The organism is Paenibacillus sp. JT31N7, assembly GCF_059692095.1.
Genome location: NZ_JCAUAT010000003.1, coordinates 481,515 through 506,907, shown reverse-complemented (window position 1 = coordinate 506,907; position 25,393 = coordinate 481,515). Strand labels below are relative to the sequence as shown.

General features: G+C 52.9%; 25 protein-coding genes. 8 read left to right on the top strand and 17 right to left on the bottom strand.

The genetic code is table 11. The features are described 5' to 3' along the window. The first annotated feature begins 27 nt into the window (after positions 1–27). From tatC to AC58P5_RS16910, 3 genes are all read left to right on the top strand, one after another. Positions 28–759: a twin-arginine translocase subunit TatC gene (tatC, locus tag AC58P5_RS16920; protein ID WP_497388452.1), complete on the top strand. Its 732-nt coding sequence runs from the start codon at positions 28–30 to the stop codon at positions 757–759. Positions 760–805: 46 nt separating this feature from the next. Further along, positions 806–1,000 carry a twin-arginine translocase TatA/TatE family subunit gene (gene tatA / locus AC58P5_RS16915; protein WP_497388450.1) on the top strand — a complete coding sequence of 65 codons (195 nt, stop codon included), beginning with the start codon at positions 806–808 and terminating at the stop codon, positions 998–1,000. Between the two features lie 284 nt (positions 1,001–1,284). Further along, on the top strand, positions 1,285–1,827 hold the full coding sequence (locus AC58P5_RS16910) for a 1,2-dihydroxy-3-keto-5-methylthiopentene dioxygenase (protein ID WP_497388448.1): 543 nt from the start codon (positions 1,285–1,287) through the stop codon (positions 1,825–1,827). A gap of 91 nt (positions 1,828–1,918) precedes the next feature. Here AC58P5_RS16910 and AC58P5_RS16905 read toward each other — a convergent pair whose 3' ends face one another. From AC58P5_RS16905 to AC58P5_RS16895, 3 genes are all read right to left on the bottom strand, one after another. Then, positions 1,919–2,731 carry an HAD family hydrolase gene (locus AC58P5_RS16905; protein WP_497388446.1) on the bottom strand — a complete coding sequence of 271 codons (813 nt, stop codon included), beginning with the start codon at positions 2,729–2,731 and terminating at the stop codon, positions 1,919–1,921. A 38-nt stretch (positions 2,732–2,769) separates the two neighbouring features. After that, a complete protein-coding gene (locus tag AC58P5_RS16900) occupies positions 2,770–2,952 on the bottom strand; it encodes a DUF896 domain-containing protein (RefSeq protein WP_497388444.1) in 183 nt (60 codons plus the stop codon). 211 nt (positions 2,953–3,163) lie between these two features. After that, positions 3,164–3,700, bottom strand: coding sequence for a LysM peptidoglycan-binding domain-containing protein (locus tag AC58P5_RS16895; protein WP_497388442.1), 537 nt, complete (start codon positions 3,698–3,700; stop codon positions 3,164–3,166). Positions 3,701–3,841: 141 nt separating this feature from the next. Here AC58P5_RS16895 and lexA point away from each other — a divergent pair, with 141 nt between their 5' ends. Continuing rightward, positions 3,842–4,453 carry a transcriptional repressor LexA gene (lexA, locus tag AC58P5_RS16890; RefSeq protein WP_497388440.1) on the top strand — a complete coding sequence of 204 codons (612 nt, stop codon included), beginning with the start codon at positions 3,842–3,844 and terminating at the stop codon, positions 4,451–4,453. Between the two features lie 149 nt (positions 4,454–4,602). Here the strand turns inward: lexA and glnA are convergent, their stop codons facing one another. The 5 genes from glnA to AC58P5_RS16865 form a co-directional block, all read right to left on the bottom strand. Further along, on the bottom strand, positions 4,603–5,937 hold the full coding sequence (glnA, locus tag AC58P5_RS16885; protein WP_497388438.1) for a type I glutamate--ammonia ligase: 1,335 nt from the start codon (positions 5,935–5,937) through the stop codon (positions 4,603–4,605). Between the two features lie 29 nt (positions 5,938–5,966). Beyond that, positions 5,967–6,380 carry a MerR family transcriptional regulator gene (locus tag AC58P5_RS16880; RefSeq protein ID WP_497388436.1) on the bottom strand — a complete coding sequence of 138 codons (414 nt, stop codon included), beginning with the start codon at positions 6,378–6,380 and terminating at the stop codon, positions 5,967–5,969. Between the two features lie 193 nt (positions 6,381–6,573). Then, a complete protein-coding gene (locus AC58P5_RS16875) occupies positions 6,574–7,824 on the bottom strand; it encodes a methionine gamma-lyase family protein (protein WP_497388434.1) in 1,251 nt (416 codons plus the stop codon). Between the two features lie 19 nt (positions 7,825–7,843). After that, a complete protein-coding gene (gene hflX / locus AC58P5_RS16870; protein ID WP_497388432.1) occupies positions 7,844–9,154 on the bottom strand; it encodes a GTPase HflX in 1,311 nt (436 codons plus the stop codon). A 356-nt stretch (positions 9,155–9,510) separates the two neighbouring features. Next, positions 9,511–10,476 (bottom strand): AAA family ATPase, encoded by a 966-nt coding sequence (locus AC58P5_RS16865; protein WP_497388430.1) that lies wholly within the window; start codon positions 10,474–10,476, stop codon positions 9,511–9,513. 197 nt (positions 10,477–10,673) lie between these two features. On the opposite strand from AC58P5_RS16865, the gene AC58P5_RS16860 reads away from it, so the two are divergent. Next, a complete protein-coding gene (locus tag AC58P5_RS16860) occupies positions 10,674–11,387 on the top strand; it encodes a hypothetical protein (protein WP_497388428.1) in 714 nt (237 codons plus the stop codon). A 182-nt stretch (positions 11,388–11,569) separates the two neighbouring features. Here the strand turns inward: AC58P5_RS16860 and AC58P5_RS16855 are convergent, their stop codons facing one another. Together AC58P5_RS16855 and lplA are read right to left on the bottom strand one after the other, a co-directional pair. Beyond that, positions 11,570–12,484 (bottom strand): hypothetical protein, encoded by a 915-nt coding sequence (locus AC58P5_RS16855; RefSeq protein ID WP_497388426.1) that lies wholly within the window; start codon positions 12,482–12,484, stop codon positions 11,570–11,572. After that, positions 12,484–13,494 carry a lipoate--protein ligase gene (gene lplA / locus AC58P5_RS16850; RefSeq protein ID WP_497388424.1) on the bottom strand — a complete coding sequence of 337 codons (1,011 nt, stop codon included), beginning with the start codon at positions 13,492–13,494 and terminating at the stop codon, positions 12,484–12,486. Before lplA ends, AC58P5_RS16855 begins: the two co-directional genes overlap by 1 nt. 210 nt (positions 13,495–13,704) lie before the next feature. Between lplA and AC58P5_RS16845 the strand changes: the two genes are divergently transcribed. From AC58P5_RS16845 to AC58P5_RS16835, 3 genes are all read left to right on the top strand, one after another. After that, positions 13,705–14,478 carry a GNAT family N-acetyltransferase gene (locus AC58P5_RS16845; protein WP_497388422.1) on the top strand — a complete coding sequence of 258 codons (774 nt, stop codon included), beginning with the start codon at positions 13,705–13,707 and terminating at the stop codon, positions 14,476–14,478. Positions 14,479–14,523: 45 nt separating this feature from the next. After that, complete coding sequence (locus AC58P5_RS16840) at positions 14,524–15,393, top strand: SDR family oxidoreductase (RefSeq protein ID WP_497388420.1); 870 nt, start codon at positions 14,524–14,526, stop codon at positions 15,391–15,393. Positions 15,394–15,609: 216 nt separating this feature from the next. Further along, a complete protein-coding gene (locus tag AC58P5_RS16835; RefSeq protein WP_009674360.1) occupies positions 15,610–15,831 on the top strand; it encodes a hypothetical protein in 222 nt (73 codons plus the stop codon). A 145-nt stretch (positions 15,832–15,976) separates the two neighbouring features. Here AC58P5_RS16835 and AC58P5_RS16830 read toward each other — a convergent pair whose 3' ends face one another. From AC58P5_RS16830 to AC58P5_RS16800, 7 genes are all read right to left on the bottom strand, one after another. Next, positions 15,977–16,312 (bottom strand): hypothetical protein, encoded by a 336-nt coding sequence (locus AC58P5_RS16830; protein ID WP_497388418.1) that lies wholly within the window; start codon positions 16,310–16,312, stop codon positions 15,977–15,979. Between the two features lie 150 nt (positions 16,313–16,462). Next, positions 16,463–19,045, bottom strand: a complete 2,583-nt coding sequence (locus AC58P5_RS16825) for a transglycosylase domain-containing protein (RefSeq protein WP_497388416.1) — start codon at positions 19,043–19,045, stop codon at positions 16,463–16,465. Between the two features lie 149 nt (positions 19,046–19,194). Further along, positions 19,195–19,440: an RNA chaperone Hfq gene (hfq, locus tag AC58P5_RS16820; protein WP_009674373.1), complete on the bottom strand. Its 246-nt coding sequence runs from the start codon at positions 19,438–19,440 to the stop codon at positions 19,195–19,197. A 56-nt stretch (positions 19,441–19,496) separates the two neighbouring features. Further along, positions 19,497–20,471, bottom strand: coding sequence for a tRNA (adenosine(37)-N6)-dimethylallyltransferase MiaA (gene miaA, locus AC58P5_RS16815; protein WP_497388414.1), 975 nt, complete (start codon positions 20,469–20,471; stop codon positions 19,497–19,499). Beyond that, positions 20,465–21,238: a class I SAM-dependent methyltransferase gene (locus AC58P5_RS16810; protein ID WP_497388412.1), complete on the bottom strand. Its 774-nt coding sequence runs from the start codon at positions 21,236–21,238 to the stop codon at positions 20,465–20,467. The genes miaA and AC58P5_RS16810 overlap by 7 nt, the downstream gene beginning before the upstream one ends. A 201-nt stretch (positions 21,239–21,439) precedes the next feature. Next, entirely contained in the window at positions 21,440–23,818 is a 2,379-nt protein-coding gene (gene mutL / locus AC58P5_RS16805) for a DNA mismatch repair endonuclease MutL (protein ID WP_497388410.1), read from the bottom strand. 6 nt (positions 23,819–23,824) lie between these two features. After that, the gene (locus tag AC58P5_RS16800) at positions 23,825–25,264 is read right to left on the bottom strand and encodes a S41 family peptidase (protein ID WP_497388408.1); all 1,440 of its coding nucleotides are present in this window, start codon (positions 25,262–25,264) and stop codon (positions 23,825–23,827) included. Positions 25,265–25,393: the final 129 nt, after the last annotated feature.

Genomic DNA, 25,393 nt, shown 5'->3' with positions numbered 1-25,393 from the left:
TCGAGCATGAAAAGGAGGTGACTGCTTATGGACCGACCATCCGAAATGATCGGTCATCTGGAGGAGCTCCGTAAACGGCTGATTCTGGTGTCCGCCTGGTTTTTGCTGGCCCTGATCGGAGGGCTTTATGCCTCCCCCGTTATTCTGAAGGCGGTAAAAAATTCATCGGCGGCTCTATCGTTTCACTGGAACGTGTTCGCCCTTCCGGACGGCTTGGCCATTTACATGAAATGCGCCGTTTTGTTTGCCGTCCTGCTCACCCTGCCGCTGCTGCTGTACCAGCTTTGGGCGTTTGTCAGACCGGGACTGAGCGAGCGGGAAGCCAAGGGGACGCTGATCTATGTCCCCGCTTCCTTTGCGCTCTTCTTGTCGGGCGCGGCTTTCGGCTACACGGTTGTCCTTCCGATGATGATCCGATTTATGCAGACCATCAACCGCAGCATTGGAGCAGCCGAAACCTACGGCATCGACCGTTTTTTCAGCCTCGTCTTCAACGTCGTGTTCCCGCTCGGGATCGCGTTTGAGCTGCCCCTTCTCGTGCTGTTTCTTACAAGGCTCGGTCTGCTTACGCCCGAAAATTTGCGTAAAACGCGCAAGTATACCTACGTCGGACTGGCAATCGTCGGGGCTTCGATTTCGCCGCCCGACTTCTTCTCCCACATTGCCGTCACGATTCCGTTGATCGCACTGTTTGAATGCAGCATTCTTCTGTCCGCTCGCTATGTCCGCAGGCAGAACCTGTCCGCCGGAACAAGTTAATTCTAAACCGGACAGCTTAAAACTAACCAGGAAAGGAGGCATTCCCATGCTCAACAATATCGGTATTTCGGGACTGCTCATCATCTTGATGCTGGCCCTCATTTTGTTCGGCCCTTCCAAGCTTCCGCAGCTCGGCCGCGCTTTCGGGGATACGCTTCGCGAATTCCGCACGTCGACCAAAGAAATGGTGGATGATGTGGAAAAAAGCATCGAAACGACAGGCCAGGATAAACAATCCTGACGGTTTTGGAGGGTACAACGGGAAGCGGTGCATCCGCCCTTCACGCCAGAAACCGCATTACGTCCCCTTCGCCGACTCGACTTGTCTCCCTAACCGGATCTCTTGATCGGCCAAGAAAAGAGCGTCTCTCCATCCGGAGGGGCGCTCTTTTAAAATCCTATCGGAAAAGTTGTATTTTTTGCCGCGAATTATCGACAGCCGGGAGTTTATCCTCTATAATCAGGTATAAACCTATTCCGACCTACGGGCGGCTATTATTTCCGAGAAAGAAAGAGGGATGAGAAATGGCTGAAATTCATATTCGCAACACGGGTGAACGCATTTCCGGAGAGGAGAACGTCCGGGCGTTTTTGGACCGCCAGGAAGTTTTATACGAGCACTGGAACCCCGCTAAGCTGCCTGCCGGCATTCAGGAGAAATTTATTTTGTCCGACGAGGAGAAAGCTCAAATCCTGAGCACCTACGACGAGGAAATCCGCGATCTCGCAAAACGCCGCGGTTACCAGACCTGGGACATCATCGCACTATCCGACGCGACTCCGAACCTGGACGAGCTTCTTAAAAAATTCGAACAAGTGCATACGCACACCGAGGACGAAGTCCGTGCCATCACCGCCGGTAAAGGGATCTTTATCATCAAAGGTTCCGACGATGTCGGTTATTTCAACGTAGAGCTGGAAGCGGGAGATGTCATTTCCGTGCCGGAGCACAAGCCGCACTTCTTCACTCTGATGGATAATCGTCAAATCGTTGCGGTTCGCCTCTTTATCGAAACCGAAGGCTGGATTGCCCACCCGTTCGAGGATCCGACTTTTCAAAAAGCATAAGACGCTTCACGCCAATTAGCGGCACTCACTCATTAACTTTATAAAAAGCAAAAACCCGCCGCTCGTTTTGAACGAGAGACGGGTTTTGTTTTTATCCGGATATTTGAACTTCCCGCTCCGCTTCCAGAATAGTCCGGATGTCGCGAAGAGAGGTGATTTCAAACGTTGGCTTCGCTTCTCCGTTAAAGAGCATGCCGTGCCGATTAATCCACATGTTCTTCATCCCGCAGCGGAAGGACCCGAGAATATCGGTCGTCAGCTTGTCGCCTACCATTACACATTCCTCGGCTTGTAGACCGAGTAGCTCCATGGCGTGATTGAAAATCGTGACGGCCGGCTTACCGTCGCCGAAATCGCCGGAGATGACGATGTGATCGAAGTAAGGCGCCAGCTCGGGAACTCCCGCCAGTTTTTCGCGCTGCAGATCAGGGGATCCGTTCGTCAGCAGCAGCAATTTGTAAGACTTCTTGAGCTCGGCGAGCACTTCGAAAGTCTCTTCATAGACGATGGGACGCGATCTCCGTTCGGCAGGAAACTGCTCGGCGAGCCGCGCTCCAAGCTCCGGATCGTTAACGCCGAGAGCGGCGAGTCCGCGGGTCCACGCTTCTTTGCGGTAACCGGGAGCCAGAGCCTGCAGCTTGCGGAACTCTTCCTGCTTTCCTTCCGTAAAGTTAGCCCACAGCCCTTCAAACGGGTTGATTCCGATGTGCTGGGTGAAAGGAAACGTTTCGTAGGCTTCATACAAAGCGCGTGCTTCCTTGCGTACGGAAACTTCCAACTCTGCGGGATTCACATCCGCATGGCGGGCTGCTTCCTCACAGGTAGCTTCGAACGCCTCCTTCACACTCCGGTCATCCCATAGCAGAGTGTCGTCCAAATCGAACAAAATTGCTTTTACCGTCATCTTATAGATCCCCTTTACTGCCTCAGGCGGCCGATGATTTATTGTTCATCCGTATAATGGATGGAATCCAGCTGACCTCTTAGCTGTGATTTCATAGCTGCAATATATTCTTTACGCAATTCGTTGCGCTCCTCAAGCTCAGCCTCCGATAATCCGACGCTTTTTGCTTTCCGGGCCAACTCATTTATGCGCTGTACTTTAAGTTGGAAACTGTCGCTCATTCGTATTCCTCCTATCCAGCCGTTCAATATCTATTACTTTGCCACTCGCTATGTGGATTGTCAAGAAGCTGCCTGACTTAAAATGACACGATAAACGAAAAAAAGACATATCCCAACAGGACATGTCGTTCGATTATCCGGTATTTTCATTTCGGCCCGTCAGCGGCCTGCGGATAGGGCTTGCGGAAACACCTTTTAATAGAAGAAAGACTTACGGCAGCTTGATGACATCCCCTACTTTAAGGACGTCTCCCGCGGATAACTGATTAACCTTGCGCAGCTTGTAAATATACGCCCGGACGTCAGAGCCTTCCGGAGCTTGATTCGCAGCGATACTCCACAGCGTGTCCCCTCTTTGTACGATGACGGAAGTCTCTGTGCTCTCCTGCTTGTTAAGAGCCGCAGCCTGGCCCTGTCCGTCGGCCGGATTGTTCTCGCCGCTCGCGAACGCTTGAACCATAATGCCGCAGCTAAAGGCGAGCAGCAGCACAAAGGCGATTACAGCCGTACGGATGATGTTGCGGTTGGATTTTTTTGTATTACGAACCTTTGTTCCCACCCCTGTTATAGAGGCATCCTGTTCACCCTTGAAATCGGAAACACGCGACGTAAAACGGCTGCTGTTCTCCCGATGCTCGTTCGCTCCATTAACCGCGGGTGTATGCGGTGAAGCCTTATCAGCCGGGGGCTGATCCCCGCTTCTTGTATGTAAGGAAAGTTCCGGATTGGCAAAGTATGCATTCATCATTAACGCCTCCAAACATTTGTTCTGTTTTGAATTTAACACGAACGAATGTTTGTGTCAACGCATTTTTTCGAACTTATGTTTGTACGAACTCCGGTTCTGTGCTATACTTTAGGTAATTTATACATATTGGAGTGATACGTAATGGGCAAGGTCTCGCAGCGCCAACTGGCCATCCTTGAATTTATCAAGAATGAAGTGAAAGATAAAGGCTACCCGCCATCCGTCAGAGAAATCGGAGAAGCCGTAGGTCTGGCGTCCAGCTCGACCGTGCACGGGCATCTCGAACGCCTGGAGAAGAAGGGTCTGATCCGCCGGGATCCGACAAAACCGAGAGCCATCGAGATTACGGACGGAGATTCCGATTTCGCGCTTTCCGTCGCACAAGTCCCTCTCATCGGCAAAGTAACGGCCGGTATGCCGATTACGGCTACCGAGAACATTGAAGACTACTTCCCTCTTCCGATGCACCTCGTAAGCGATTATAACGTATTTATGCTCAATGTCGTGGGCGAGAGCATGATCGAAGCCGGCATTCACAACGGCGATATGGTTATCGTCCGTCAGCAGCAGACGGCGAACAACGGAGACATCGTCGTCGCCATGACCGATGAAGACGAAGCGACGGTGAAGCGTTTCTACAAAGAACGCGACCATATCCGTCTGCAGCCCGAGAATTCCACCATGGATCCGCTTCTGCTCAACAATGTGACGATTCTGGGCAAAGTTATTGGTCTGTTCCGCAATATCCATTAATCCGGCCTTGGCAATGGAGCTGCCTATTACGCTAATAACATAGAAGAACCCGCAGAAATTGCTTTCTGCGGGTTCTTTTTTATAAGGCGGCACGGGAGCTGATCTTGTGATCTAGGATACCGACCTTTGATCAGCCTTACCCGGTTATCTTAGTAAAGCGTCATGTACTGCTCGCGTTCCCAAGCGTGAACTTGAGTGCGGTACATGTCGTACTCGATTTCTTTCAGTTCCACGAAATGCGCAAGCGCATGTTCGCCAAGCGCGTCGCCGATAACTTCGCTTTTGAGCAGCTCGTCAAGCGCTTCTCTAAGGTTACCCGGCAGGCTAGGAATGCCCTGCTCGATACGCTCTTCTTCAGTCATCACATAGATATTGCGGTCAGTCGGAGGCGGCAGCTGAATTTTGTTCTTGATGCCGTCCAGACCCGCTCTCAGCAGAACCGCCAGAGCCAGGTACGGGTTAGCCGCCGGATCCGGGTTACGAACTTCAACGCGTGTGCTGAGGCCGCGGGAAGCCGGAATACGGATCATCGGGCTGCGGTTGCTCGCAGACCAGGCTACGTAACATGGTGCTTCGTAACCGGGCACGAGACGCTTGTAAGAGTTCACGGTCGGGTTAGTAATCGCTGCAAATGCGCGTGCATGATGCAGGACACCGGCCATAAAGTGACGAGCGTCTTCGCTGAGACCCAGCGGATCTTTCTCGTTTACGAATGCGTTTTCTTCGCCTTTGAACAGGGACTGGTTGCAGTGCATACCGGAACCGTTTACGCCGAAGAGCGGCTTCGGCATGAACGTAGCGTGCAGGCCGTGCTGTCTGGCGATCGTTTTAACGACGAGTTTAAACGTCTGGATCTGGTCGGAAGCTTTAATCGCGTCCGCATATTTAAAGTCGATTTCGTGCTGTCCCGGAGCCACTTCGTGGTGGGAAGCCTCGATCTCGAAGCCCATTTCTTCAAGCTTAAGTACGATTTCACGGCGGCAGTTCTCGCCAAGATCCGTAGGAGCCAAGTCAAAGTATCCGCCTTGGTCGTTCAGTTCGAGGGTCGGGTTGCCTTTCTCGTCGGTTTTGAACAGGAAGAATTCCGGCTCGGGACCTACGTTCATCGAAGTGTAGCCCATTTCCTCGGCTTCCTTCAGTGCACGTTTCAGAATTCCGCGCGGATCGCCAGGGAAAGGATTTCCGTCCGTCAGGTAAACGTCGCAGATCAGACGGGCAACTTTACTTTCCGTCACCCAAGGGAAGATGACCCACGTATTCAGATCCGGGTACAGGTACATATCGGATTCCTCGATACGCACGTAACCTTCGATGGACGAACCGTCGAACATCATTTTGTTATCAAGCGCTTTTTGAAGCTGGCTGACCGGAATTTCCACGTTTTTGATCGTTCCAAGGAGATCGGTGAATTGAAGACGGATAAAACGGACGTTCTCTTCTTTGGCGATTCTTAGAATATCCTCTTTCGTGTAAGAAACTGTCATGAACTTCTCCTCCTCTTACCCCATGCTTTTTATTTTGGAAAAAATCGGGATAACTCACCTTGAATCAGCGAAACCTGGCCCGGCCGTTTGCCTCCGCCGAGCAGCTGCTGCTTCAACATTTTGTGCAGCTGGGTGTCTGTCAGCTCTTTGCGTTTCACTTCGGTTTGTTCGGTAATAACGGTAGCTTCCTCGGAGTCTTTGGAGATCGGCAGCAGCACTTGTTTAATGCCCGCAATGTTAACGCCTTTCTCAATCAGAGCCTTGATCTCGAGCAGTCTCTCCACATCGTTGAACGAATACAACCGCTGGTTGCCGGAGGTTCTTGCCGGGATCACGAGTTCGTGCTGCTCATAGTAACGAATTTGTCTGGCTGTCAAATCGGTCAGTTTCATCACAATACCGATTGGAAAAAGAGCCATATTTCTGCGGATATCATCACTCATGATCGATTCACTCCTGAACGTTAAGTTCTGCTCTTATTGTAAAGGAAAGTACGGAAACATGTCAAGTCATGTTAGCTTAATTTACAAGAGAAAATAAAACAGACATTCCGGGGCCCTAAAACGCCGAAATGTCTGTCTCTTTTCCGTTTTTCGCATATTAACCGCATGCTTTCTCCCGAACCTCACATGACGTTTATAGCAAACCCCGCTTCTTCATATGCTGCAAAGCCGTCAATACACCCAGTTTGCAATGAGAATAGGTTAATCCTCCCTGCATGTAGGCGATATACGGCTCGCGGATCGGAGCGTCGGCGGACAGTTCCAGGCTTCCCCCTTGAATGAAGGTGCCCGCCGCCATAATAACGGGGTGCTCATACCCCGGCATATCCCACGGCTCCGGCGTCACATGCGCGTCTACCGCAGATGCCCGCTGAACCCCCTGCACGAAAGTGATCAGATGTTCGGCGCTCGTAAACTCGATCGCCTGAATCAGATCCGTGCGGGGGTCGTCCGGTCTCGGTCTGGTTTTGAAGCCTAGCCGCTCGAAAACGGCCGAGGCGACCACCGAGCCCTTCACGGCTTGTCCGACGAGATGGGGGGCCAGAAACAGCCCTTGATAAATCGAGCGCGTCGTTCCCAGCATGGCGCCGACCTCGCCGCCGATTCCCGGTGCCGTCAGCCGGTAGGCCGCCATCTCGACAAGCTCCTTGCGGCCGGAGATATAACCGCCCGAAGCCGCAAGCCCTCCTCCGGGGTTTTTGATCAGAGACCCGGCGATGAGATCCGCTCCGACCTGATTCGGCTCCAGTCGTTCGGTAAATTCGCCGTAGCAGTTATCTACGAAAACGATCAGGTCCGAACGGATGCTTTTCACAAGCTCCACCATTTCCCCAATGGCCGCAACCGTAAATGACGCCCGCCAGTCGTACCCTCTCGAACGCTGGATGCCGATGACCTTCGTTTTCGGCGTAATGGCCGCGCGGATGCCCGCTTCGTCGAGAGAACCGTCATCCAGAAGCGGAACCTCCCGGTAGCCGATTCCGAAGTCCTGCAGGGAACCGGTGCCGTCTCCCGGCTTTCCGATTACTTTATGCAGCGTATCGTAGGGCTTGCCCGTGATATAAACCAGCTCGTCTCCCGGCCTTAAAACGCCGAAAAGCGCCGTACCGATCGTATGCGTCCCCGATACGAAATGAGGACGGACGAGCGCAGCTTCCGCGCCGAACACTTCCGCGTACACGAGATCAAGCAGCTCGCGCCCTCTGTCGTTATAGCCGTAACCCGTAGAAGAAGCGAAGTGGTAATCGCTTATGCCCTGGTTTTGAAAAGCGGCGATAACCTTCCACTGGTTATGGTCGATCGTCCGTTCAATGTCACGGAAGCGCGGCTGGACGTCTTCTTCCGCCTGCTCCATAATAGCCATGATGTCTGAATCAAATTGCATATCGTCCGTTCCCTCTCCCTTATTCTCCCTGCTTGTCTTTATCTTCCTTAACTTCGTAAGGAGTAAGCAGATACTGCACTTTTTCGTAATCATCCTTATTAATGTTCACCCGGAACGTCAATACGTCTTCTTCCGCCCCGCTTTCCGCTACGTCGCCGACCCGGTATACAAGAGCGATGATATCTCCTTTATCCGCAGGAATATGGAACGTACGGCTGTCTCCCATCAGCGTTTCCTGAATCAGGAGCTTAACTCTTTCCTGGTCTTTCTCGTCATAAGCGGATATCCGCAAGTGCGGCAGGTTCGTCGTCAGCATTTGAAGCTCCTGCTCCGTGCACAAGTCGATCTTGTTAAAAAGCACCGCTTGAGGCTTGCCGCTCGCCCCCAAATCGCCGAGCACTTCATTCACCACCCGCATCTGCTCCTCGCGCATCGGGCTGGAGCTGTCCACGACGTGAAGCAGAAAATCGGCTTCGCAGGCTTCCTCCAGCGTCGCCCGGAATGCCGCTACGACATCGTGGGGCAGATTCTGGATAAAGCCGACCGTATCGGTCAGCACGATTTCCTTGCCGCTCGGAAGCTCCAGCGTGCGGGAAGTCAAATCGAGCGTAGCGAACAGCTCGTTCTGGACGTACACATCCGCGTCGGTCAATTGACGCAGCAGGGTGGATTTGCCCGAGTTCGTGTACCCCACAAGGGCCACCTGGTAGACGCCGGTTTTGCGCCGGCGTTCACGGTGCAGCGTGCGGTGGCGGACCATCTCCTGAAGATGAGCCTTCAGCTCGCCGATGCGCCCCCGGATATGCCGGCGGTCCGTCTCCAGCTTGGACTCGCCGGGACCTCTCGTCCCGATTCCCCCGCCGAGGCGGGACAAGTTTTTCCCGTGTCCCGAAAGCCGCGGAAGCAGGTAGCTCAGCTGCGCCAGTTCCACCTGCACGATCCCTTCGCGGGTGCGGGCGCGTCCGGCAAAAATATCGAGGATCAGCTGCGTCCGGTCGATAATTTTGACGTCCAGCGACTCCTCCAGGTTGCGCACCTGCGCGCCCGAAAGCTCCTGGTCGAAGATCGCCGTCGTCGCCTCGTGCTCATCGATCAGCGCTTTCAGCTCTTCGACCTTGCCTTTGCCGATAAACCATTTCGTATCGGCGCGTTCCCGGTTCTGCGTCATCGTTTCCAGCACTTCCACGCCGGCCGTTTCCGCTAACTGGATCAGTTCCTGGAGCGAGTAAGCCACGAGTTCTTCGTGTTTTTTCATAGTATCCGTCACCAGACTCACAAGAATAGCGCGGTCTTTCATTCCGGTTCTAACTTCATGACCTGTTTGTTTCATGCCGTGTCTCCTTTTGCGTATATGTAATCCGCCATGTTCGTGGGAATTATAGGGCTCGTTAGAGGATCTAAATCATCATTATCTCTCATTATTACCTTTTTTACAAAGGTATTCACCAATTTCTTTTGCATCCGGCGAGGACTCATCAGTCCCTTGCTTAGACAGGGTCTTTTCCCGCACTTGTTGAGGTGGATTTAAGGCGAAAAAGCACAAGCTGCTTCCAAATAAAAAAACTTATCTCGCTGCAGATAAGTTTTTTTCGCCCTTGGCCGGACAGATCGTCTCCTGGCTTTGTTCGGCGGTTTTCATATCCGCCTATGACGCTGCTTAAACCGTACACTCCCCTTTTAGGCGAGTCAGGAAACGCCGTACTCCATTTTAAGCTTATTTTCCGCCGCCGTCACATCTTGAGGCAGGATCTCCATCAGGTCCTGCTTGGACGGCTTTTTGTACCGGCTTAATAACCGGACGGCCTGATTTCTTATCGATTTCTCAATCACGTTGCGTACGAACCGCGCATTATTGAAGTTGAGGCTCGTTTCCTTCTCCATAATAATGATGTCCCTCAGTTTGTTGACCGATTCGAGGCGCATGGTATAGTCCCGCTCGCTGATCATTAATTCCGCGATTTGAATAAGCTGATCCACATTGTAATCCGTAAAATCAACCTGAATCGGAAAACGCGAAGGCAGCCCCGGATTCGTCGACAAGAAATAATCGATTTCGTCGGGATACCCGGCGAGAATCAATATAAAATCATTTTTGTGATCTTCCAGGCTTTTTACGAGACAGTCGATAGCCTCCTTGCCGAAGTCCTTTTCCCCGCCTCTTGCCAGACTGTAGGCTTCATCGATAAAAAGGATGCCGCCGAGCGCTCTTTTGATCAAATCCCTTGTTTTGATGGCGGTATGCCCGATATATTCTCCGACGAGATCGGCACGCTCCACCTCGATCAGATGACCTTTGCTAAGAACCCCCAGGCTTTTAAATAACTTGGCCAGTATTCTCGCCACGGTCGTTTTTCCAGTCCCCGGATTGCCTTTAAAAATCATATGGTAAACCTGCGAATTATCTTTAAGTCCGGCTGCGCTTCTCAACTTGTTGATATGCAGCGTAGCGTACATTTGATATATAAGATCTTTCACTTCCTGCAGGCCGATCATCGTGTTCAATTCCTTAAGCGTTTCGTTGAACGTTTCGGATTGGATGTCCAGAGTCGCGCTTTCCGGTTCCTGTATAAGTGGCGCAGCCTCTTGACTGTTGAACACAATATTGATCTGTGAATTGCTTCTCACCGTTATTCGTCTTGAAGTTGCGTCCATTTTCCTCACCTCTTTCGTAATTATATGCAGGGAAGGAACGGCGTCATGCAACAAACTTGGCGGCGGGACAGGAGCGTATGTTAAGCGAGGCTGCGGACCTGGGTACCGGGTTTCGAAACCCATCGTCGGATTGTAAAATTATGGTTATTGTGTTAAGGTCGCCTTGTATCTTCATCTTTTTCGAGGGAAGTGAGTCCGTGAACAAATTAGTTTCGGCATTGCTCGCCGCGGTCGCTGCGGCAGTCTCTCCGGCCACTAAGGCTTATGCAGCAACTACAGAATCCGTGTATACGGATACCTCGACCGGTATCAGGTTCAGCACGTTCAGCATTCTCTCCAAGCACCGGGGAATCTCAAATGCGGCAATTCCGTATACGGATCCTCAACGTAAACAACAGGGCACGGCCCTGCAAAGTAAACCCTCTCTCCGACCGGCGGAACAAATTTCCGAAGTTTATGACCACTCCGTCTATTCCAACGCGGGAACGAGCATAACCGGTTTGGATACCAGCCCGAGAGAAAATGACGTTTTTCTAGTCTCTACCGCTCGCGGCAGCAGCAATACCATAACCGAACCTAAGCAAATAAGAGCTTCTCTGCAAATTAACGGAGTATATAACAGCGGCATCGTCGGTCTTGTAAAGCTCGCCGTAATCGGTAATGCCTTGGGTGAATTCAGCTATGTATGGCCGGATTCCAAGGAATACACGGCACCCGAAACCGTGCCTTTTCACCGTGATTATTATGGAGCCATCCAATACGACGGCTATTCAACACAGGTTCGCCAAACCGATATTTATAAACAATATTACAAATCCATTTATGTAAGAGAGGTTCAATATGACCGGGGGATTGTCCAAACCGTTCCTTCCAAAGCCCCGAAAAGTATAGAATACTCTATTGATTTTTAGAAAATCGCTTAAACCGGTTGAACCGGGTTTACAATTTCATTTTCCTTATCGCAAAAGTTTCATAAAAAAGCCGGACCATTATCGGTTTAACCCTAAAAAAGAGGGGCTCCTCAGCCCCTCTTTTCACGTAAATTTACCTCAAAACAGCCATGCGCCCGATTCTTATCGGCTAACGGCAGTGTTTATTCACGGTCTTCCGTGCCTTCAGCTTGCTCCAACTGACCGGACTCATCCTCTGCCGAAGCGTCACCATTTTCGTCTTCCTCCGGCCCCGTGGATATTCGCTCCGAAGCTCCGCTGCCTGCCGTGTCCAAATAAAGGGAATCCAGATCGGCACGCCAATCCGCGACGAAGTAGAGGATATACTCCGAAGGCACGCCTGCCATGTCCGCCTGATCCCAATCCCCGGCCAAGTCCGTGAGCTTCAGATCCTCTCCCTTATAAGGTCCCGAGGCAAAAAAATCATTCGCCCAGTTCAGCTGGAAAAGATGGCCGTCAGGCGCCTGAACCGCAGTAGGCGCGTAGCCCATCCGGATCTCCCGGGCCCGGGACGTCGCCAGCCGGACATCGGCCCCAAGGGTATAAGGAGACGGCTCCACGCTTGCGACCTCGTCGCAAAAACGGATGCGGCGGCCGTCCTGCCACAAATCAATCGGGGGCCGGCTTTGAAAGCTGACATATGCCATGTCGAACGTTTCGCCGCGCACGGTCGTCACCCGGCAGGGAACTTCCGCGGAAGTCCGGCCGCCGGCAATGCTGCCTTGAGCCGTGGCCCCGATTTTCCCCAGCTCGTCCCAAATTTCATCGGATACCTCGTAGGTCCCCGCATTCCAATGCTCCACCAGCCCGGCTTTGGAAGGGTGAATATAAGACATCATAATGCCGTCCCTGCCCAGGTACCATCTGCTGCCGCAATTTTCACACGCGTATTCCCAGCCGTGCTTCAGCTGCCTCTCGATCTTGAGCGCCCGCTGCACCTGCTTCGATTCGGCATCGTGGCCGTGCTGGAATCTGGCCCAGTTAAAAGAAATGTACCTCTTGCCGCTGCACTGGGGACATGCCGCCGGAGGCGAGGATTTGCGGGAGAGACGAGGCATTACGCCTCCTCTCCTTTCAAAGTCAGCAGCCCGATAAATTCTTCCTTGCCGACTGCGCCGAAATAGGCGGTAATATCCGTCTCCTCCAGAGTCCGTTCCAGCGACTGGGTATCATACTTCACGCCGGTAAGCAGGCGTTCGATTTCCTCGACATCTTTGACCCCGAAGAAGTCCCCGTAAATTTTCATTTTGCCGATCCGGCCTTCCTCCAGATTCATCCGTACATCAATCGTTCCCACCGGAAAACGCTTGGAATTGACAAGCTCGCTTTTCGGCGATTTGCCGTAATTCCAATCCCAGTTGCCGTAGCGCTCCGCGGAAAGCTCGTGGATCGCCTTCCAATCCTTCTCCGTTAAAACATACTGAGGCACCTCCGATGCCTTCATGCCGAAAATATTTTCCAGAAGCTCTTGTCTGAATTCTTCGATCGTCATGGGTTTGTTAAGGAATTCCGTAATATTGGCAACACGGCTGCGGATGGATTTGATGCCTTTGGATTGAATTTTGTCCGCTTTGACCCGGAGTGCCGAGACGACATGCTCGATTTCGGACTGAAAAAGCAGCGTTCCATGGCTGAACAAGCGCCCTTTCGTCGCGAACATGGCGTTCCCCGAAATTTTGCGCTCGCCCACTTGAATGTCGTTGCGTCCGCTCAGTTCGGCATCCACCCCCAGCTTGCGCAAGGCTTGTACGACGGGCTCCGTGAACTTACGGAAGTTATGGAACGATTCGCCGTCATCTTTGGTGATGAAGCTGAAATTCAGATTTCCGTGATCATGATAAACGGCTCCGCCTCCCGACAATCGTCTGACGACGTGAATCCCGTTCTGTTCCACATACTCCGTGTTGATTTCCTCGACCGTGTTCTGATTTTTCCCGATAATAATCGAAGGCTCGTTTATGTAAAAAAGCAGATATGTTTCGTCTGCAGGCAAATTTTTCAATGCGTATTCCTCGATCGCCAAATTGATTTGCGGTTTTGTGATGGATTGATTGTCGATAAACAGCATAGGGACCTCCACAGCGTTTTTCTTTTATTTTAAATCATTTTTGTCGAAAAAGATATTTTCACGCCGACGGCGGATCTGGTCATGAAAATGCTTGAATAAAAATAAAGAACGATGTATTTTTATACACAACTATGTATGTTTATAAGATGCCGGCTCGTTTAATTGTTCCCCTTGTGTGGTAAAGACGAGTTAGGTCAAGGAGATGACCCGATGAACACGAAGATGGATTGGCTTGCTTTGGAAAAATGGGCTGCAAACCAGTGGCCACCGGAGGAAAGTGAGATGCTTGGCCATTGGCGCCTGAGAGCATCGGGCGGGTTTACGAAGCGCGCGAACAGCGTGCTTGCCGTCGGAGACCTTCCGGCCGTGCCTGACTGGTATGAGCGGATAAGCCGCTTCTATTCGGACCGCGGACTGCCAGCCGTGTTTCATATCAGCGATTCGTCGCCGCCGGAGCTGGATCCCATGCTGGAAGACAAAGGCGGCATCGTTACAGCCCCCTGCTTCGGCATGATGGCTCCGGCAGCGGAAATGAACGCGAGGCTGCGCCCGCATCAAGACCGCACCGACGTCGCCGCCGAGCTGCTTGCTGCCCCGGATCCGGCATGGATGGAGGATTACATGCTGCTGGAGGGTCATCCCGCGGAAGCTCGTCCCTTCTACGAAGGCTTGCTGGAACGCATGCCCGCTCCTAAGGTCTTCGTCCGTCTGATGTCGGACGATGGAGAGACCGTCGCACTGGGCACGGCCCTTGCCTCCGACGGATGGGCGATTTTGTCCACTATCATTGTCCGGGAAGACCGCCGAGGACCAGGCTTCGCGAAAGCGCTCCTGGCTCATTCGGCTGCCTGGTGTACCTCAAACGGCGCCCGGTCCGTCTTTCTGCAGGTGCTGCAGGACAACGCTCCCGCTCTTCATCTGTATGAAAGTGCCGGATTCAAACCCGAATTCAGGTACCATTACAGGGTTTTGCAGCAAGGTTGATTTTTTCCGAGGAAGGTAAGCTAGAATAGAAAGGAGACGGTTTTCATGACGACGAATAAGGAGCAGAAGCAGACATTTCCACCGCAGCATCAGAACAATCAACCCGGTATTGAGACGCAAATGACTCCTCAGCCGCAATTCAAGGACAGCAAATACAGGCCAGCCGGCAAGCTTAAAGGCAAGGTCGCGCTCATTACCGGCGGTGACAGCGGAATCGGACGGGCAGTCGCCGTCGCTTACGCACAAGAAGGGGCGGACGTGGCCATCGTTTACTTAAGCGAACATTCGGACGCAGAGAAAACCAAGTCCCTTGTAGAGCAGGAGGGCCGCAAATGTCTTCTCATTCCCGGAGACCTCGGAGACGAATCCTTCTGTAAAAAGGCGATCGACCAGACCGTCAGCGGGCTCGGCAAGCTCGATATTCTCGTCAACAACGCGGCGGAACAGCATCCGCAAAACAGCCTGGAAGATATTACGGCGGAGCAGCTCGAAAGAACGTTCCGGACCAACATTTTCTCGATGTTCTTCCTTACGAAGGCCGCTCTCCCTCATTTGAAAAGAGGAAGCGCCGTTATCAACACGGCTTCCATCACCGCTTATAAAGGAAACCCGACGCTGATCGACTACTCGTCCACCAAAGGAGCCATCGTTTCCTTTACCCGCGCGCTCTCCCAATCCATTATCGACAAAGGGATCCGCGTAAACGGCGTAGCTCCGGGACCGATCTGGACACCGCTTATTCCTTCCACTTTTACGGAGGACAAGGTAGCGGCTTTCGGTTCGGATACACCTATGAAAAGAGCCGGACAACCCGAAGAGCTCGCACCAAGCTACGTCTTCCTTGCTTCGGACGACTCTTCCTATATGTCGGGGCAAATTCTGCACGTCAACGGCGGTACCGTCGTCAATGGCTGAGCCGATAACAGCAGTGGCTAACGATAAAAACTGACGCAGAGAAATTCTCTCGTCAGTTTTTTGCTGTCCGGGTCCGGATATCTTGACAATTCTGTTAAAATCCAAAAAAAGACAGAAGTATTTCTGTCGAATTGTCCGATATGGGTTGTCTTTTATTGGAAAATGGGGTATCTTACTAGAGTAGTAAAAATTTGATAGTGAATGGAGGCGACAAAAATGGAAAAAATGTGCATGCAAATGATGATGACCATGTGTATGGATGAAATGATGTGCAAAATGAACACCATGAAATCCATGATGGACAGCATGATGCAAATGAACATGATGTCTGAGATGAACATGGATATGGACATGATGATGGGTAAAATGCAAGAGTGCGACGAGAAAATGACGATGATGATGAAGATGATGAGCGAAATGAAACAAATGTCTATGTAATCCGGACTTTCTAACCGAATCCCCTATTCATCCCACAATGAGTAGGAGCATCATCCCGGCAGAGCGGACGACCGCATGTCTTTTTTTTTGCCTTTTTAGGACTTTCCGCCGTAAGAAGCCGAGTAAGCTTCAAAACATGTCAGTCTTACTTGACCGCTAATATTTTCTTCGATATTTCAATTCTCTGCGATTTAAGAACCCAGACCTGCTCCCGGATGGTTTCAATCTGAGTACTGTCCTTGCTCTGCCTCAGCTGCTCGAACAACTCCAGCATTTTCAGATTGATCGAATCATACATCTTCCAAAGATCTTGTCTCAACTTCGCCTGAATTTCCTGCTGGATATAATTGTCTCGGAACTTGAGCGATTCCATTAGGGCTTCCTGCCACTCTGTGTCTCCAAGGGAGCCGGCGTAATTATACAAATCAAGATGATCATCTACCCATTTACGGGACCATTCTTGTACGGAGGGTATTCGCATGACCATCAGCTCCTTCAGCACCTTATACCTAGTATTATACTGGGATTAATAAGAAATACAAGAGGGGAATTGAAATAATTTACAACTATTTTTTAGGTGATAAAAAAACACCCCTTACCAGATAGGTAAGGGGTGTTGAATGTACGGCTGCTACCCGTTATTTTGCTTCCGGTCATCGTCTCTGGAACCCGAGGTTCCCGATCCGCCCGGACGTTCGGACGGTGTTATAGTCGGTGTCGGCGAAACCGTTCCGCCGGAACTTCCGCTGCCGCCGTTTCCGGAGTCCGTATTATTGCCCGGGTCCTTATCTTTATCTTTATCTTTGTCCTTTTCTTTGTCCTTTTCTTTGTCCTTGTCTTTGTCTTTGCCGGAGTTGCCGTTTCCATTGCCATTCCCGTTGTTATTCCCATTGTTATTTCCGTTACCATTACCATTGCTATTCCCGTCATTGTTTCCATTGCCGTTCTCTCCGTTATTATTTCCGTCCGGATCGGAAGGCGTCGGAGTCGGCTCCGTTCCCGGAATGGTAACGGACGCAACGTTGGATTGAACCCCTGCGGCGTCTCCGTTGGCCGGAACGACATAGTACTCGTAAGTACCGCCAGGTTGGACGGTTTGATCCATATATTCCGTTGAGTTTGAAGGCGTAAGCTGATTGAAGTCGGCTTCCCCCGGTCCTTTGCGGAAGACCTGATAGGCGCTCGTTCCTTCAGCCGCCGTCCAGCTCAAGCGCACGCCGCTGTTTTGCCAGCCTGCTCTCAAGTCCGTTACGCTCTTCTTCTCCTGGACCGGAGGCTTCTCTTGCTCGATTGGTTTGCCTCCGCTCGGACGCTCGAAGTCTTTTACAGGGATACCTTTCATCGCCTCGGCCATAACGGCGCTGAAGACCATGTTGGCGCGGTCCGAGTAATTTTTGCGGATATAATGCTTGGAATCCGTCTTGTCGAAACCGGCCCAGACGGCTCCCGTCCATTGAGGCGTATAGCCGACGAACCAGATATCGCGGTAGTGCGATTCCAGCCCCTTCAAATCAAGCTGGGTCGAACCTGTTTTACCGGCGAGAGGGCGGCCGAAATCCGCTTTAACGCCCGTACCGCCGCTCGTTACGACTTCCTTCATCATTTGAGTCATGTACCAGGAAGTTTTCTCGCTCATCACTTTCTTAGGCTCTGCTTTATAATCGAGTACGGTTCCGTCGCTTTTCTCGATTTTCAAGATTGCGTGTCCCTGATTATAAACGCCGTTGTTCGCGAAGGCCGCATAAGCTTGCGCCATTTGCAGCGGAGACTCCCCTTTGGTCATGCCGCCCAGGGCCATGGCCAGGTTATTGTCGTTTTCGTCGAACGTGATGCCGAGCTGCTTGGCGAAATCTTTACCGGTGTTGATGCCAATTTTGCTTAACGTCCAAACGGCCGAAATGTTTTTGGATTTCTTGATCGCATAGGTCATATCGACTTGACCCAGATACTGGCCGTCATAGTTTCTCGGGGCATATTTGCCGAATTCCTGCTTTGTGTCGTCCAACATGGATGTAGGCAGGTAACCCTTCTTCTCGATCGCCGGCGCGTAAACAACCAGCGGTTTAAACGCGGAGCCCGGCTGCCGCGGTTTAAACGCACGGTTCCACGTTCCCGATTTATAATCCCGGCCGCCGATCATCGCGACGATCCCGCCGCTGGCGTTATCGAGAATAACCATCGAACTCTGCATCGGCTGCTCCGGTCCGTCCGGCTGGAACAGCTTCGCGTTCGTGTATGCCTTATCCATCGCCTTCTGAGCCGTGCTGTTCAGCGTCGTATAAATTTTATACCCGCCGTTCGAGATCTGCTCGTCCGTAACACCGTACAGATCGTAAGCTTCTTTGATCACATAGTCACGGAAGCTCGGGAACAGGTCGCTTTGCGCAACCGGTGTCTGCTTCTTCGGATCGTAATCGACGGCCGCCGCCTGGGCACGTTCCTCTTCGGTGATCAACCCCTGATCCGCCATAAGTCTGAGAACGACGGCTCTGCGGTCTTTGGAGGCCTCGGGATCCGAGATCGGCGAATACTTCGAAGGTGCTTTCGGAAGACCCGCCAGCGTCGCGATTTGCCACAGTTCCAGATCTTTCAAATCAGTTACGCCAAAATACCGTTTCGCCGCCGCTTTTACCCCGTAAGCCTGGCTGCCGAAGTAAATGCGGTTGAGATATTTCTCCAGAATTTCATTCTTGCTGAACTGGTTGTCGATGGCCAGTGCAATAGACATCTCAGTCCCTTTACGGAAGAATGTCTTATCCGAGTTCAGAAAGACGTTCTTCGCGAGCTGTTGAGTGATCGTGCTCCCGCCCTCAACGGCGCTGCGTGCAATAACGTCTTTGACGACCGCACGGCCCAGCGACCAGAAATCAACCCCGGCATGCTCGAAAAAGCGCCGGTCTTCCGTCGCCACGAAAGCATTCACAAGCTGCTTCGGAAACGCCTCGAACTTGACGTTCTCGCGGTTTTCCTTGATGACCTTGGCGATTTCCTGTTTATCGGCATCATAAATAACCGATGCTCCCAGGGCATCGTCCAATTTATCAATGTTCGCATTAAGGATTTTAAGACCATTTAAATAAACGACTAAATAAATGCTCATCGCGCATATGAGCGCGAGAAGGGCGGCAATAATCACACCCAATATAACCTTCGCGGCACTCCCCTTTTTTTTCGGTTTCTTGCCTTTTGAAGGCGTTTTACTGCTTGCTGCCATCAACGCTCCCTCTCTTTCTGTGCATGGCTCTCTCTGGGGCAGGCTGCCTTGCAAAGTGTCAACTAGTAAAAGAACAACCCTATAAAATAAGGTTGTTCCGGACGGTTCTTTAATTTAGACGAAGCAGGTAAACAAAAAGTTGCCGACTGCTATTCGGCTGCGGACTGTTCAGGCGCCGGCATCAAAGATACGGAGCGCTGAGGCGTAAACGTGGAAATAGCGTGCTTGTACACCATTTGCTGTCTGCCGTCGCTGTCGATAATGATCGTAAAGTTGTCAAAAGCGCGGATCAACCCTCTGATTTGAAACCCGTTGGTTAAGTAAACGGTAACGGGAATGCTTTCTTTACGGAGCTGGTTCAGAAAATTGTCCTGAATATTGATCGATTGTTTCATCAGAAGGTCCCCCTTAACATAATCAAACTGAGCCAAGTCTAAAAGCAAGCGTTTGCTTATGCATTATATTCGTTATCGTGTACAAACTTTCCTGTTATTATAGCATGGAAATGTTCGAGATGCCCAGAAAAGTTTGCGGTATCCGTGACGTCTATCCACTGGATATCCTTCATGTGACGGAACCAGGAAAGCTGCCTTTTGGCAAAATGTCTCGTGTCCCGTTTCAAGAGTTCGACCGCTCTATCCAAGGAGATCTCCCCATCCAGGTAAGAGACCATTTCCTTGTAGCCGAGGCCCTGCATCGCAACTGATTGGCGGGGCACTCCGCTTTCGAGCAGCCTTTTTACTTCATCAACCAGCCCTTCGGCCATCATGATGTCGATTCTCTCTTCGATGCGCCCGTACAGAAGCTGACGGTCCATGGTCAGTCCGACTATACATAGTTCGTAAGGGGATTCTTTTTTCTGGGCGGCGTTATGGGCCGATAACGGTTTTCCCGTCAGATGATACACTTCCAGCGCGCGGACAACGCGACGCCGGTCGTTGGGATGCAGCTTAAGCGCGGAATCCGGGTCCACCTCGGCAAGCGTCCGGTGGAGAGCTTCATCCCCATGTTCCTCCGCAAACCGATTCTTCTGCCGGCGGAATTCTTCATCCGCCCCGGCTTCCAGGAACTGATACTCGTAGCAGACGGATTCCACGTAGAGTCCCGTCCCGCCGACGAGGAAAGGAAGCTTCCCCCGCTCCGTAATCTCAGGCACAAGCTGCCTGACGCGCTGCTGAAACTCCGCGACGGAGTAAGGGTAACCGGGATCGTGAATATCGATCATATGATGAGGGATTTGGGCCCTCTCTTCAGGCGTCGCTTTCGCGGTCCCGATATCCATCCCTCTGTAGACCTGCATGGAGTCCCCGGAAAGGATCTCGCAGTTCCACCTCTCGGCTATTTCAAGGCTCAGCTTCGTTTTGCCGACCGCAGTGGGTCCGATCAGAACGAGCAGCTTCGGTTTAACGCCTGGGCTGTTCAGCATCGGATCACCCCGTATGCCAGCTTGCTGCCCGTAGGAACGGTCTCCCGGAAACCGAGCCGGTCGAATTCTCCGCTTTGCCGGCCTTCCTTGAGGATGACGCAGCGCCGGGCGACACGCCGGGCTTCTTCCACGGCAGCCGTGTCCAGAGGCCGATCATACGCCGCGCTGCGCAGAGGCGACAAACCCGAAGATTCCTCGATCGGCGCCCGAAACATCGGATCGAAATACACGATGTCGCAGCTGTTGTCTTCCATGGCGCGCAGCCCGTCAAGATGATCTCCCTGCCGGATGGCGACGCGCCTCATGGCGGCGTCGAATTCGGTTTCTCCCGTCCGGTAGGACTCCAGGCCCTGCTCAAGCAAATAAGCCAGCACCCGGCCGTGCTCCCAAGCCGTTACGGAGCCTGATTCCCCCACAGCGAAGGAAAAAAGGATCGAATCCGAAGCGAGTCCGGCCGTGCAATCTACAACGGCATCGCCGCGGCCCGCTCCAGACAATTGAAGAAGCGGATCGGAAGAACCCTGCCGAAGCCGTTTGTAGCGGACAAGGGCCATGCTCGGATGGAAAAAGAGCGCGTGAGGGCCGCCGAAGTCATATTTTAAGCCTTCCTTCGTAATCAGAAGGATTTCGTTTTCTCCGAAGCGCGAACGCAGTCCGGAAAGCGTCAGCCGTTTTCGCGGTATAAAGCGGCCGCCCAGCGTCCGGGCTGCGGCAATCGCTTTATCCACGTCTTCGGTGGCTGGGTCGTAAGATGTGGTTACAAGCACAACATTCCCTCATTATCCGTTAGCGAGTTTTAAGCCGATGACGGAACGATTACCCGTTCCGCCAAAGGACATGTACACCATATCACAAAGTCTTTCCGCACGTCAAAACGCGTGTTCGCATCGTTTCACACCGGCCGCCGGCCGGAAAAGCACGCCGCATCAAGACTTGTCCGCTTATACCAGGCGGATGGATGCCAACTTTTACATGACGCGTTTGAACATTTTCTCCAGCTCGTAGACCGAAAACGAAATGACGATCGGTCTGCCGTGAGGACACGTGTAAGGATTGCCGCATCCGCCCAATCGGTCAAGCAGCGCTTCCATTTCCGCGGTACTCAGACTCTGGTTGGCTTTGATCGAAGCTTTGCAGGAACATAGCGTGGACGATTTTTCCCGCAGCTTGGACAGGTCCACTCCCTTGCGCTCCGTCAAAATCCATTCGCACATTTCCTCTACGATTGACTGCTCTTCTCCTGCAGGAAACCAGTGCGGATAGGCTCGCACCAGGTACGTATTACCCCCAAAGGCTTCCAGATAAACGCCTACCTGCTCCAAAAGCGGCAGCTTGTCCCGAAGGGCTTGAAAATCCGCCGAAGTAAACTCCAGCGGGATCGGAACAAGGAGCTCCTGACTGGCTTCCTGGGGTTCTCCGAACTTGGTGTAGTAGTATTCGTAATTGATCCGCTCGTGGGCGGCATGCTGGTCGATCATATAAAAGCCCGCTTCGTTCTGGGCGAGCAGATATGTGCCGTGCAGCTGGCCGATCGGCGAAAGCGACGGAAAATCCGGCCGCTTGAGCGCTTCCTTGTCGCTGCGCGTCGGCAGCGCGGCAAGCAGGCTGCCCGCCGCCTCGCGGGAGTATGGCCGGTCGTCCTGCGCGGGTGCGCGGCCGGTCCGGCCTCCCGCAGCTGAGGAGACCCCGCCGCGGGGCTGGCCGCCGTAAGCCCCGGAGCCGTAAGGCGCGCCGGATGGCTCCGCAGCGGACGGCCGGGACTGCGGCTCGCGCAGATGCGAAGCCGCCGCTTCCCGCGCGGCTGAAGCGGACACGCCGCTCGGGCCGCCCGGAGCTGCGGCGTCCCGGGCGGAGCCGGCGTGCCGGTCGTCCGCTGCCCCCAGCCCGGACGAGCCCGCGGAGCCTCTGCCGGCGTCAAGCGCTCCCGCGCTGCCCGGCGGCTGAAGCGGCGTCAAGCGTGCCGCCTCGGCCCCGGCTCCCGTGCCGGACGTTCCGGCAGCGGGAAGCTGCCGCTCCCGCGTGCCGACGCCGCCCGGGGTGAGGGCCTCTGCCGCGGAGTCTGCCGATCCGGCTCCGCTTTCGCCGGCGGCGCCCGGCGGAGCAAGCGAGTCGAGCGAAGCCAGGCTGCGCCGGTGCTCGTCCGCCTCTTGGGCGGTGTCACTCCCTTCCCCTTCGCGGTTGTCCGCCGCAGAGGCCGGAGCTTGTCCATCCGCGGAGGCGGAAAGCTGTTCTCTCCACTGCGCCGGAGTAATCCCCTGCTTCAGCAAAGGATCCGCTTCCGGGCGGTATAGCGTCATCGTTTCCTGAACGAACGATTCCTTGATCCGTGCGGAAGCCTGAACGCCTTTCGGGATAAGAACCTGGCGACCCAAAGCTTCCTTGATCATGTCCTCGATCATTTTTACCAGCTCCGGCTCTTTGCTGAAACGAACCTCAAGCTTGGACGGATGAACGTTCACATCGACAAGCGAAGGGTCCATCTCAATGTGCAATACGACTACCGGAAAGCGGTTAATCGGAAGAAGCGTATGGAATCCGTTCATGATGGCATGCTGAACGGCAAAGCTCCGCACGTACCGCCCGTTCACCATAATGGACATGGCGCTGCGGTTCGCCCGGTTCAGCTCGGGACGGGAGATATAGCCGGAAATTTTGTAATCCAGGCTCTCTCCTCCGACCGCGATCATCTGCTTGCCGACAGCCGATCCGTAAACTCCCGCGATAACTTGAAGCAGATCGCCTCCTCCAAGAGTTTGCAGCAGACTGTTGCCGTTATGCTTCAATGTAAAAGCGATATCCGGGTGCGCCAGCGCGAGCCGGTACATATAGTCGGAAATATGCCCCAGCTCCGTCTGGATGGTTTTCATATATTTCAGCCGGGCAGGAGTGTTGTAAAACAGCTCTTTGACCGAAATATCGGTCCCTTTGCGGGCGGATGTTTCTTCCTGCGTAACGACGTCCCCGCCTTCCACGGCAAGCTTGCGCCCCAGACCGCTGCCGTCCGTCGACGTCACGAATTCCGTCTTGGACACGGCGGCGATACTCGGCAGCGCCTCGCCGCGAAATCCCAATGTGCGGATGGAAAAGAGATCTTTGCCCGACTGAATTTTGCTCGTAGCATGGCGGTAAAAAGCAAGCTCGCAATCCTCGCTCTCGATTCCGGAACCGTTATCGGTTACGCGGATGAGCTGCAAACCGCCTTCTTCCGCCACGACATCGATGCGGCTGCTTCCGGCGTCAATGGAGTTCTCCACCAGTTCCTTTACGACCGATGCCGGACGCTCTACAACTTCGCCAGCTGCGATTTGGTTGGCGATATGCTCGTCAAGAAGCCGAATTTTGCCCATCTTAACCTACTCCTTCTCCGTCTCCAGCTGCAAAAGATTATCGGCATCTTCCCAGTGCAGCTGCGGATAGATATCGTCGAATTTATCCAAATTGATGTAGCTCGTCCCGTTCTTGAGCAGAAGCGTGTCGGGCGACATCGCGAATGTGTGTGTTCCTTTACCGGTGCTTATATTAACGGCCTGTGCGGCCTGATTCCACTTGATATCGGCACCGATCAGAGCTGCCAGCGTACGGGAAGCGACAAAAACATGGCCTCCTTCGCGAACCGGTCTGTACGGCTCCGTCACTTCTACTTGATTGACCGTTACGTCATGCTTGGTCACCCTCACCTGGAAGGAATTCGTTCCCGCTTTGCGCAGGGCCATAATCAGTTGGGCCGTGTAGCCGTCCGCTTCGATGTCTGGCACAATGCCGACTCCGTTGACCGGCTTCATTTTGGGCGTCAAATATTCTTCGAAGGTCACTTTCACGGCGCTTTCGTCGCTGAGACTGTGCAGACTCTGCATGCTTCCCTTGCCGTAACTCTTCATGCCCACTATCTTCGCCACTCCATAGTCTCTCAAGGCACCCGCAAGCATTTCGGAAGCGCTGGCGCTATTTTCGTTCAGCAGCATGAAAACCGGAATGTCTTGGGTCGTTCCGCCTTTGATTTGAAGAGGCGTATCTTCGTTGTTGCGGTTTTTCGTGTGGGCGAAGACGCCTTCCTTTACAAACTTGGAGGCGATATTCTGCGCCGAGTCCACGAGGCCGCCCGGGTTATCGCGTAAGTCGATGACCAGCGATTTCATGCCCATTTTTTGCAGAGCCGAAAGGGTCGCGTCGAAAATTTCATCGGCATCGCTTGAGAAGCTGTCGATTTTAATGTAGCCCGTGCTCGGCGTAATGAGGTAGCCCTCTACGTTCGGCAGATGTATTTTCGCCCGTGTCAACGTGAGGCTCCGTTCTTTGCCGTCCCGCTTGACCGTTAGTTCGACTTTGGTTCCTTCGGGACCGAGAACCCCGCTTACCACTTCGCTCAGGTTCTTCCCCTGCGCGGAAACGCCGGCGACTTTCAGAATATAGTCGCCTTTTTTTAGTCCGCCCTTTTCCGCAGGCGATCCTTCGAAAATCTTGTCCACATATACGCCGACATCGTCATAACCCATCTGGGCGCCGATTCCGTAATAATTATTTTCCAGGCTGTCCGTAAATTTTTCCAGCTGTTCTTTGGTGAAATACGTTGTGTACGGGTCCTTGGCGTTAATTTTTTTCAGCATGTCCGCGATGCTCAGACCTTTAAGCTCATCGGCCGTAATCCCGCTAACATGATATTGTCCGAGAACTTGTCTTACCTCATTAGTTGTTTGCACGCTTTCCTGAGCCCATGCCGAAGCCGGGATTACCGCACCGAACACGACTGCGGCGGCGGCGGCCGTTTTTAATTTGCGAATACCGGGAAAACCCATTCATAATCACCCTTTTATTAAGATACGATGCGGCAGGAAAACTGAGGCGGACCATAGGTATCGCTTAATCCCGGCTTCGTGCGTCATCTTGATCGGAACCATTTATTTGAAAAAAACCAAATTTCTGCT

Excerpts from the sequence above, each read along its gene's own strand:
- lexA (WP_497388440.1), top strand. The coding sequence starts at position 3,842 with ATGGGCAAGGTCTCGCAGCGCCAACTGGCCATCCTTGAATTTATCAAG.
- AC58P5_RS16865 (WP_497388430.1), bottom strand. The coding sequence starts at position 10,476 with ATGGACGCAACTTCAAGACGAATAACGGTGAGAAGCAATTCACAGATC.
- AC58P5_RS16895 (WP_497388442.1), bottom strand. The coding sequence starts at position 3,700 with ATGATGAATGCATACTTTGCCAATCCGGAACTTTCCTTACATACAAGA.
- mutL (WP_497388410.1), bottom strand. The coding sequence starts at position 23,818 with ATGGGCAAAATTCGGCTTCTTGACGAGCATATCGCCAACCAAATCGCA.
- tatA (WP_497388450.1), top strand. The coding sequence starts at position 806 with ATGCTCAACAATATCGGTATTTCGGGACTGCTCATCATCTTGATGCTG.
- tatC (WP_497388452.1), top strand. The coding sequence starts at position 28 with ATGGACCGACCATCCGAAATGATCGGTCATCTGGAGGAGCTCCGTAAA.
- AC58P5_RS16845 (WP_497388422.1), top strand. The coding sequence starts at position 13,705 with ATGAACACGAAGATGGATTGGCTTGCTTTGGAAAAATGGGCTGCAAAC.
- AC58P5_RS16800 (WP_497388408.1), bottom strand. The coding sequence starts at position 25,264 with ATGGGTTTTCCCGGTATTCGCAAATTAAAAACGGCCGCCGCCGCCGCA.
- AC58P5_RS16835 (WP_009674360.1), top strand. The coding sequence starts at position 15,610 with ATGGAAAAAATGTGCATGCAAATGATGATGACCATGTGTATGGATGAA.
- hflX (WP_497388432.1), bottom strand. The coding sequence starts at position 9,154 with ATGAAACAAACAGGTCATGAAGTTAGAACCGGAATGAAAGACCGCGCT.
- AC58P5_RS16880 (WP_497388436.1), bottom strand. The coding sequence starts at position 6,380 with ATGAGTGATGATATCCGCAGAAATATGGCTCTTTTTCCAATCGGTATT.
- miaA (WP_497388414.1), bottom strand. The coding sequence starts at position 20,471 with ATGCTGAACAGCCCAGGCGTTAAACCGAAGCTGCTCGTTCTGATCGGA.
- AC58P5_RS16875 (WP_497388434.1), bottom strand. The coding sequence starts at position 7,824 with ATGCAATTTGATTCAGACATCATGGCTATTATGGAGCAGGCGGAAGAA.
- AC58P5_RS16830 (WP_497388418.1), bottom strand. The coding sequence starts at position 16,312 with ATGCGAATACCCTCCGTACAAGAATGGTCCCGTAAATGGGTAGATGAT.
- glnA (WP_497388438.1), bottom strand. The coding sequence starts at position 5,937 with ATGACAGTTTCTTACACGAAAGAGGATATTCTAAGAATCGCCAAAGAA.
- AC58P5_RS16825 (WP_497388416.1), bottom strand. The coding sequence starts at position 19,045 with ATGGCAGCAAGCAGTAAAACGCCTTCAAAAGGCAAGAAACCGAAAAAA.
- AC58P5_RS16855 (WP_497388426.1), bottom strand. The coding sequence starts at position 12,484 with ATGCCTCGTCTCTCCCGCAAATCCTCGCCTCCGGCGGCATGTCCCCAG.
- hfq (WP_009674373.1), bottom strand. The coding sequence starts at position 19,440 with ATGAAACAATCGATCAATATTCAGGACAATTTTCTGAACCAGCTCCGT.
- lplA (WP_497388424.1), bottom strand. The coding sequence starts at position 13,494 with ATGCTGTTTATCGACAATCAATCCATCACAAAACCGCAAATCAATTTG.
- AC58P5_RS16905 (WP_497388446.1), bottom strand. The coding sequence starts at position 2,731 with ATGACGGTAAAAGCAATTTTGTTCGATTTGGACGACACTCTGCTATGG.
- AC58P5_RS16840 (WP_497388420.1), top strand. The coding sequence starts at position 14,524 with ATGACGACGAATAAGGAGCAGAAGCAGACATTTCCACCGCAGCATCAG.
- AC58P5_RS16910 (WP_497388448.1), top strand. The coding sequence starts at position 1,285 with ATGGCTGAAATTCATATTCGCAACACGGGTGAACGCATTTCCGGAGAG.
- AC58P5_RS16900 (WP_497388444.1), bottom strand. The coding sequence starts at position 2,952 with ATGAGCGACAGTTTCCAACTTAAAGTACAGCGCATAAATGAGTTGGCC.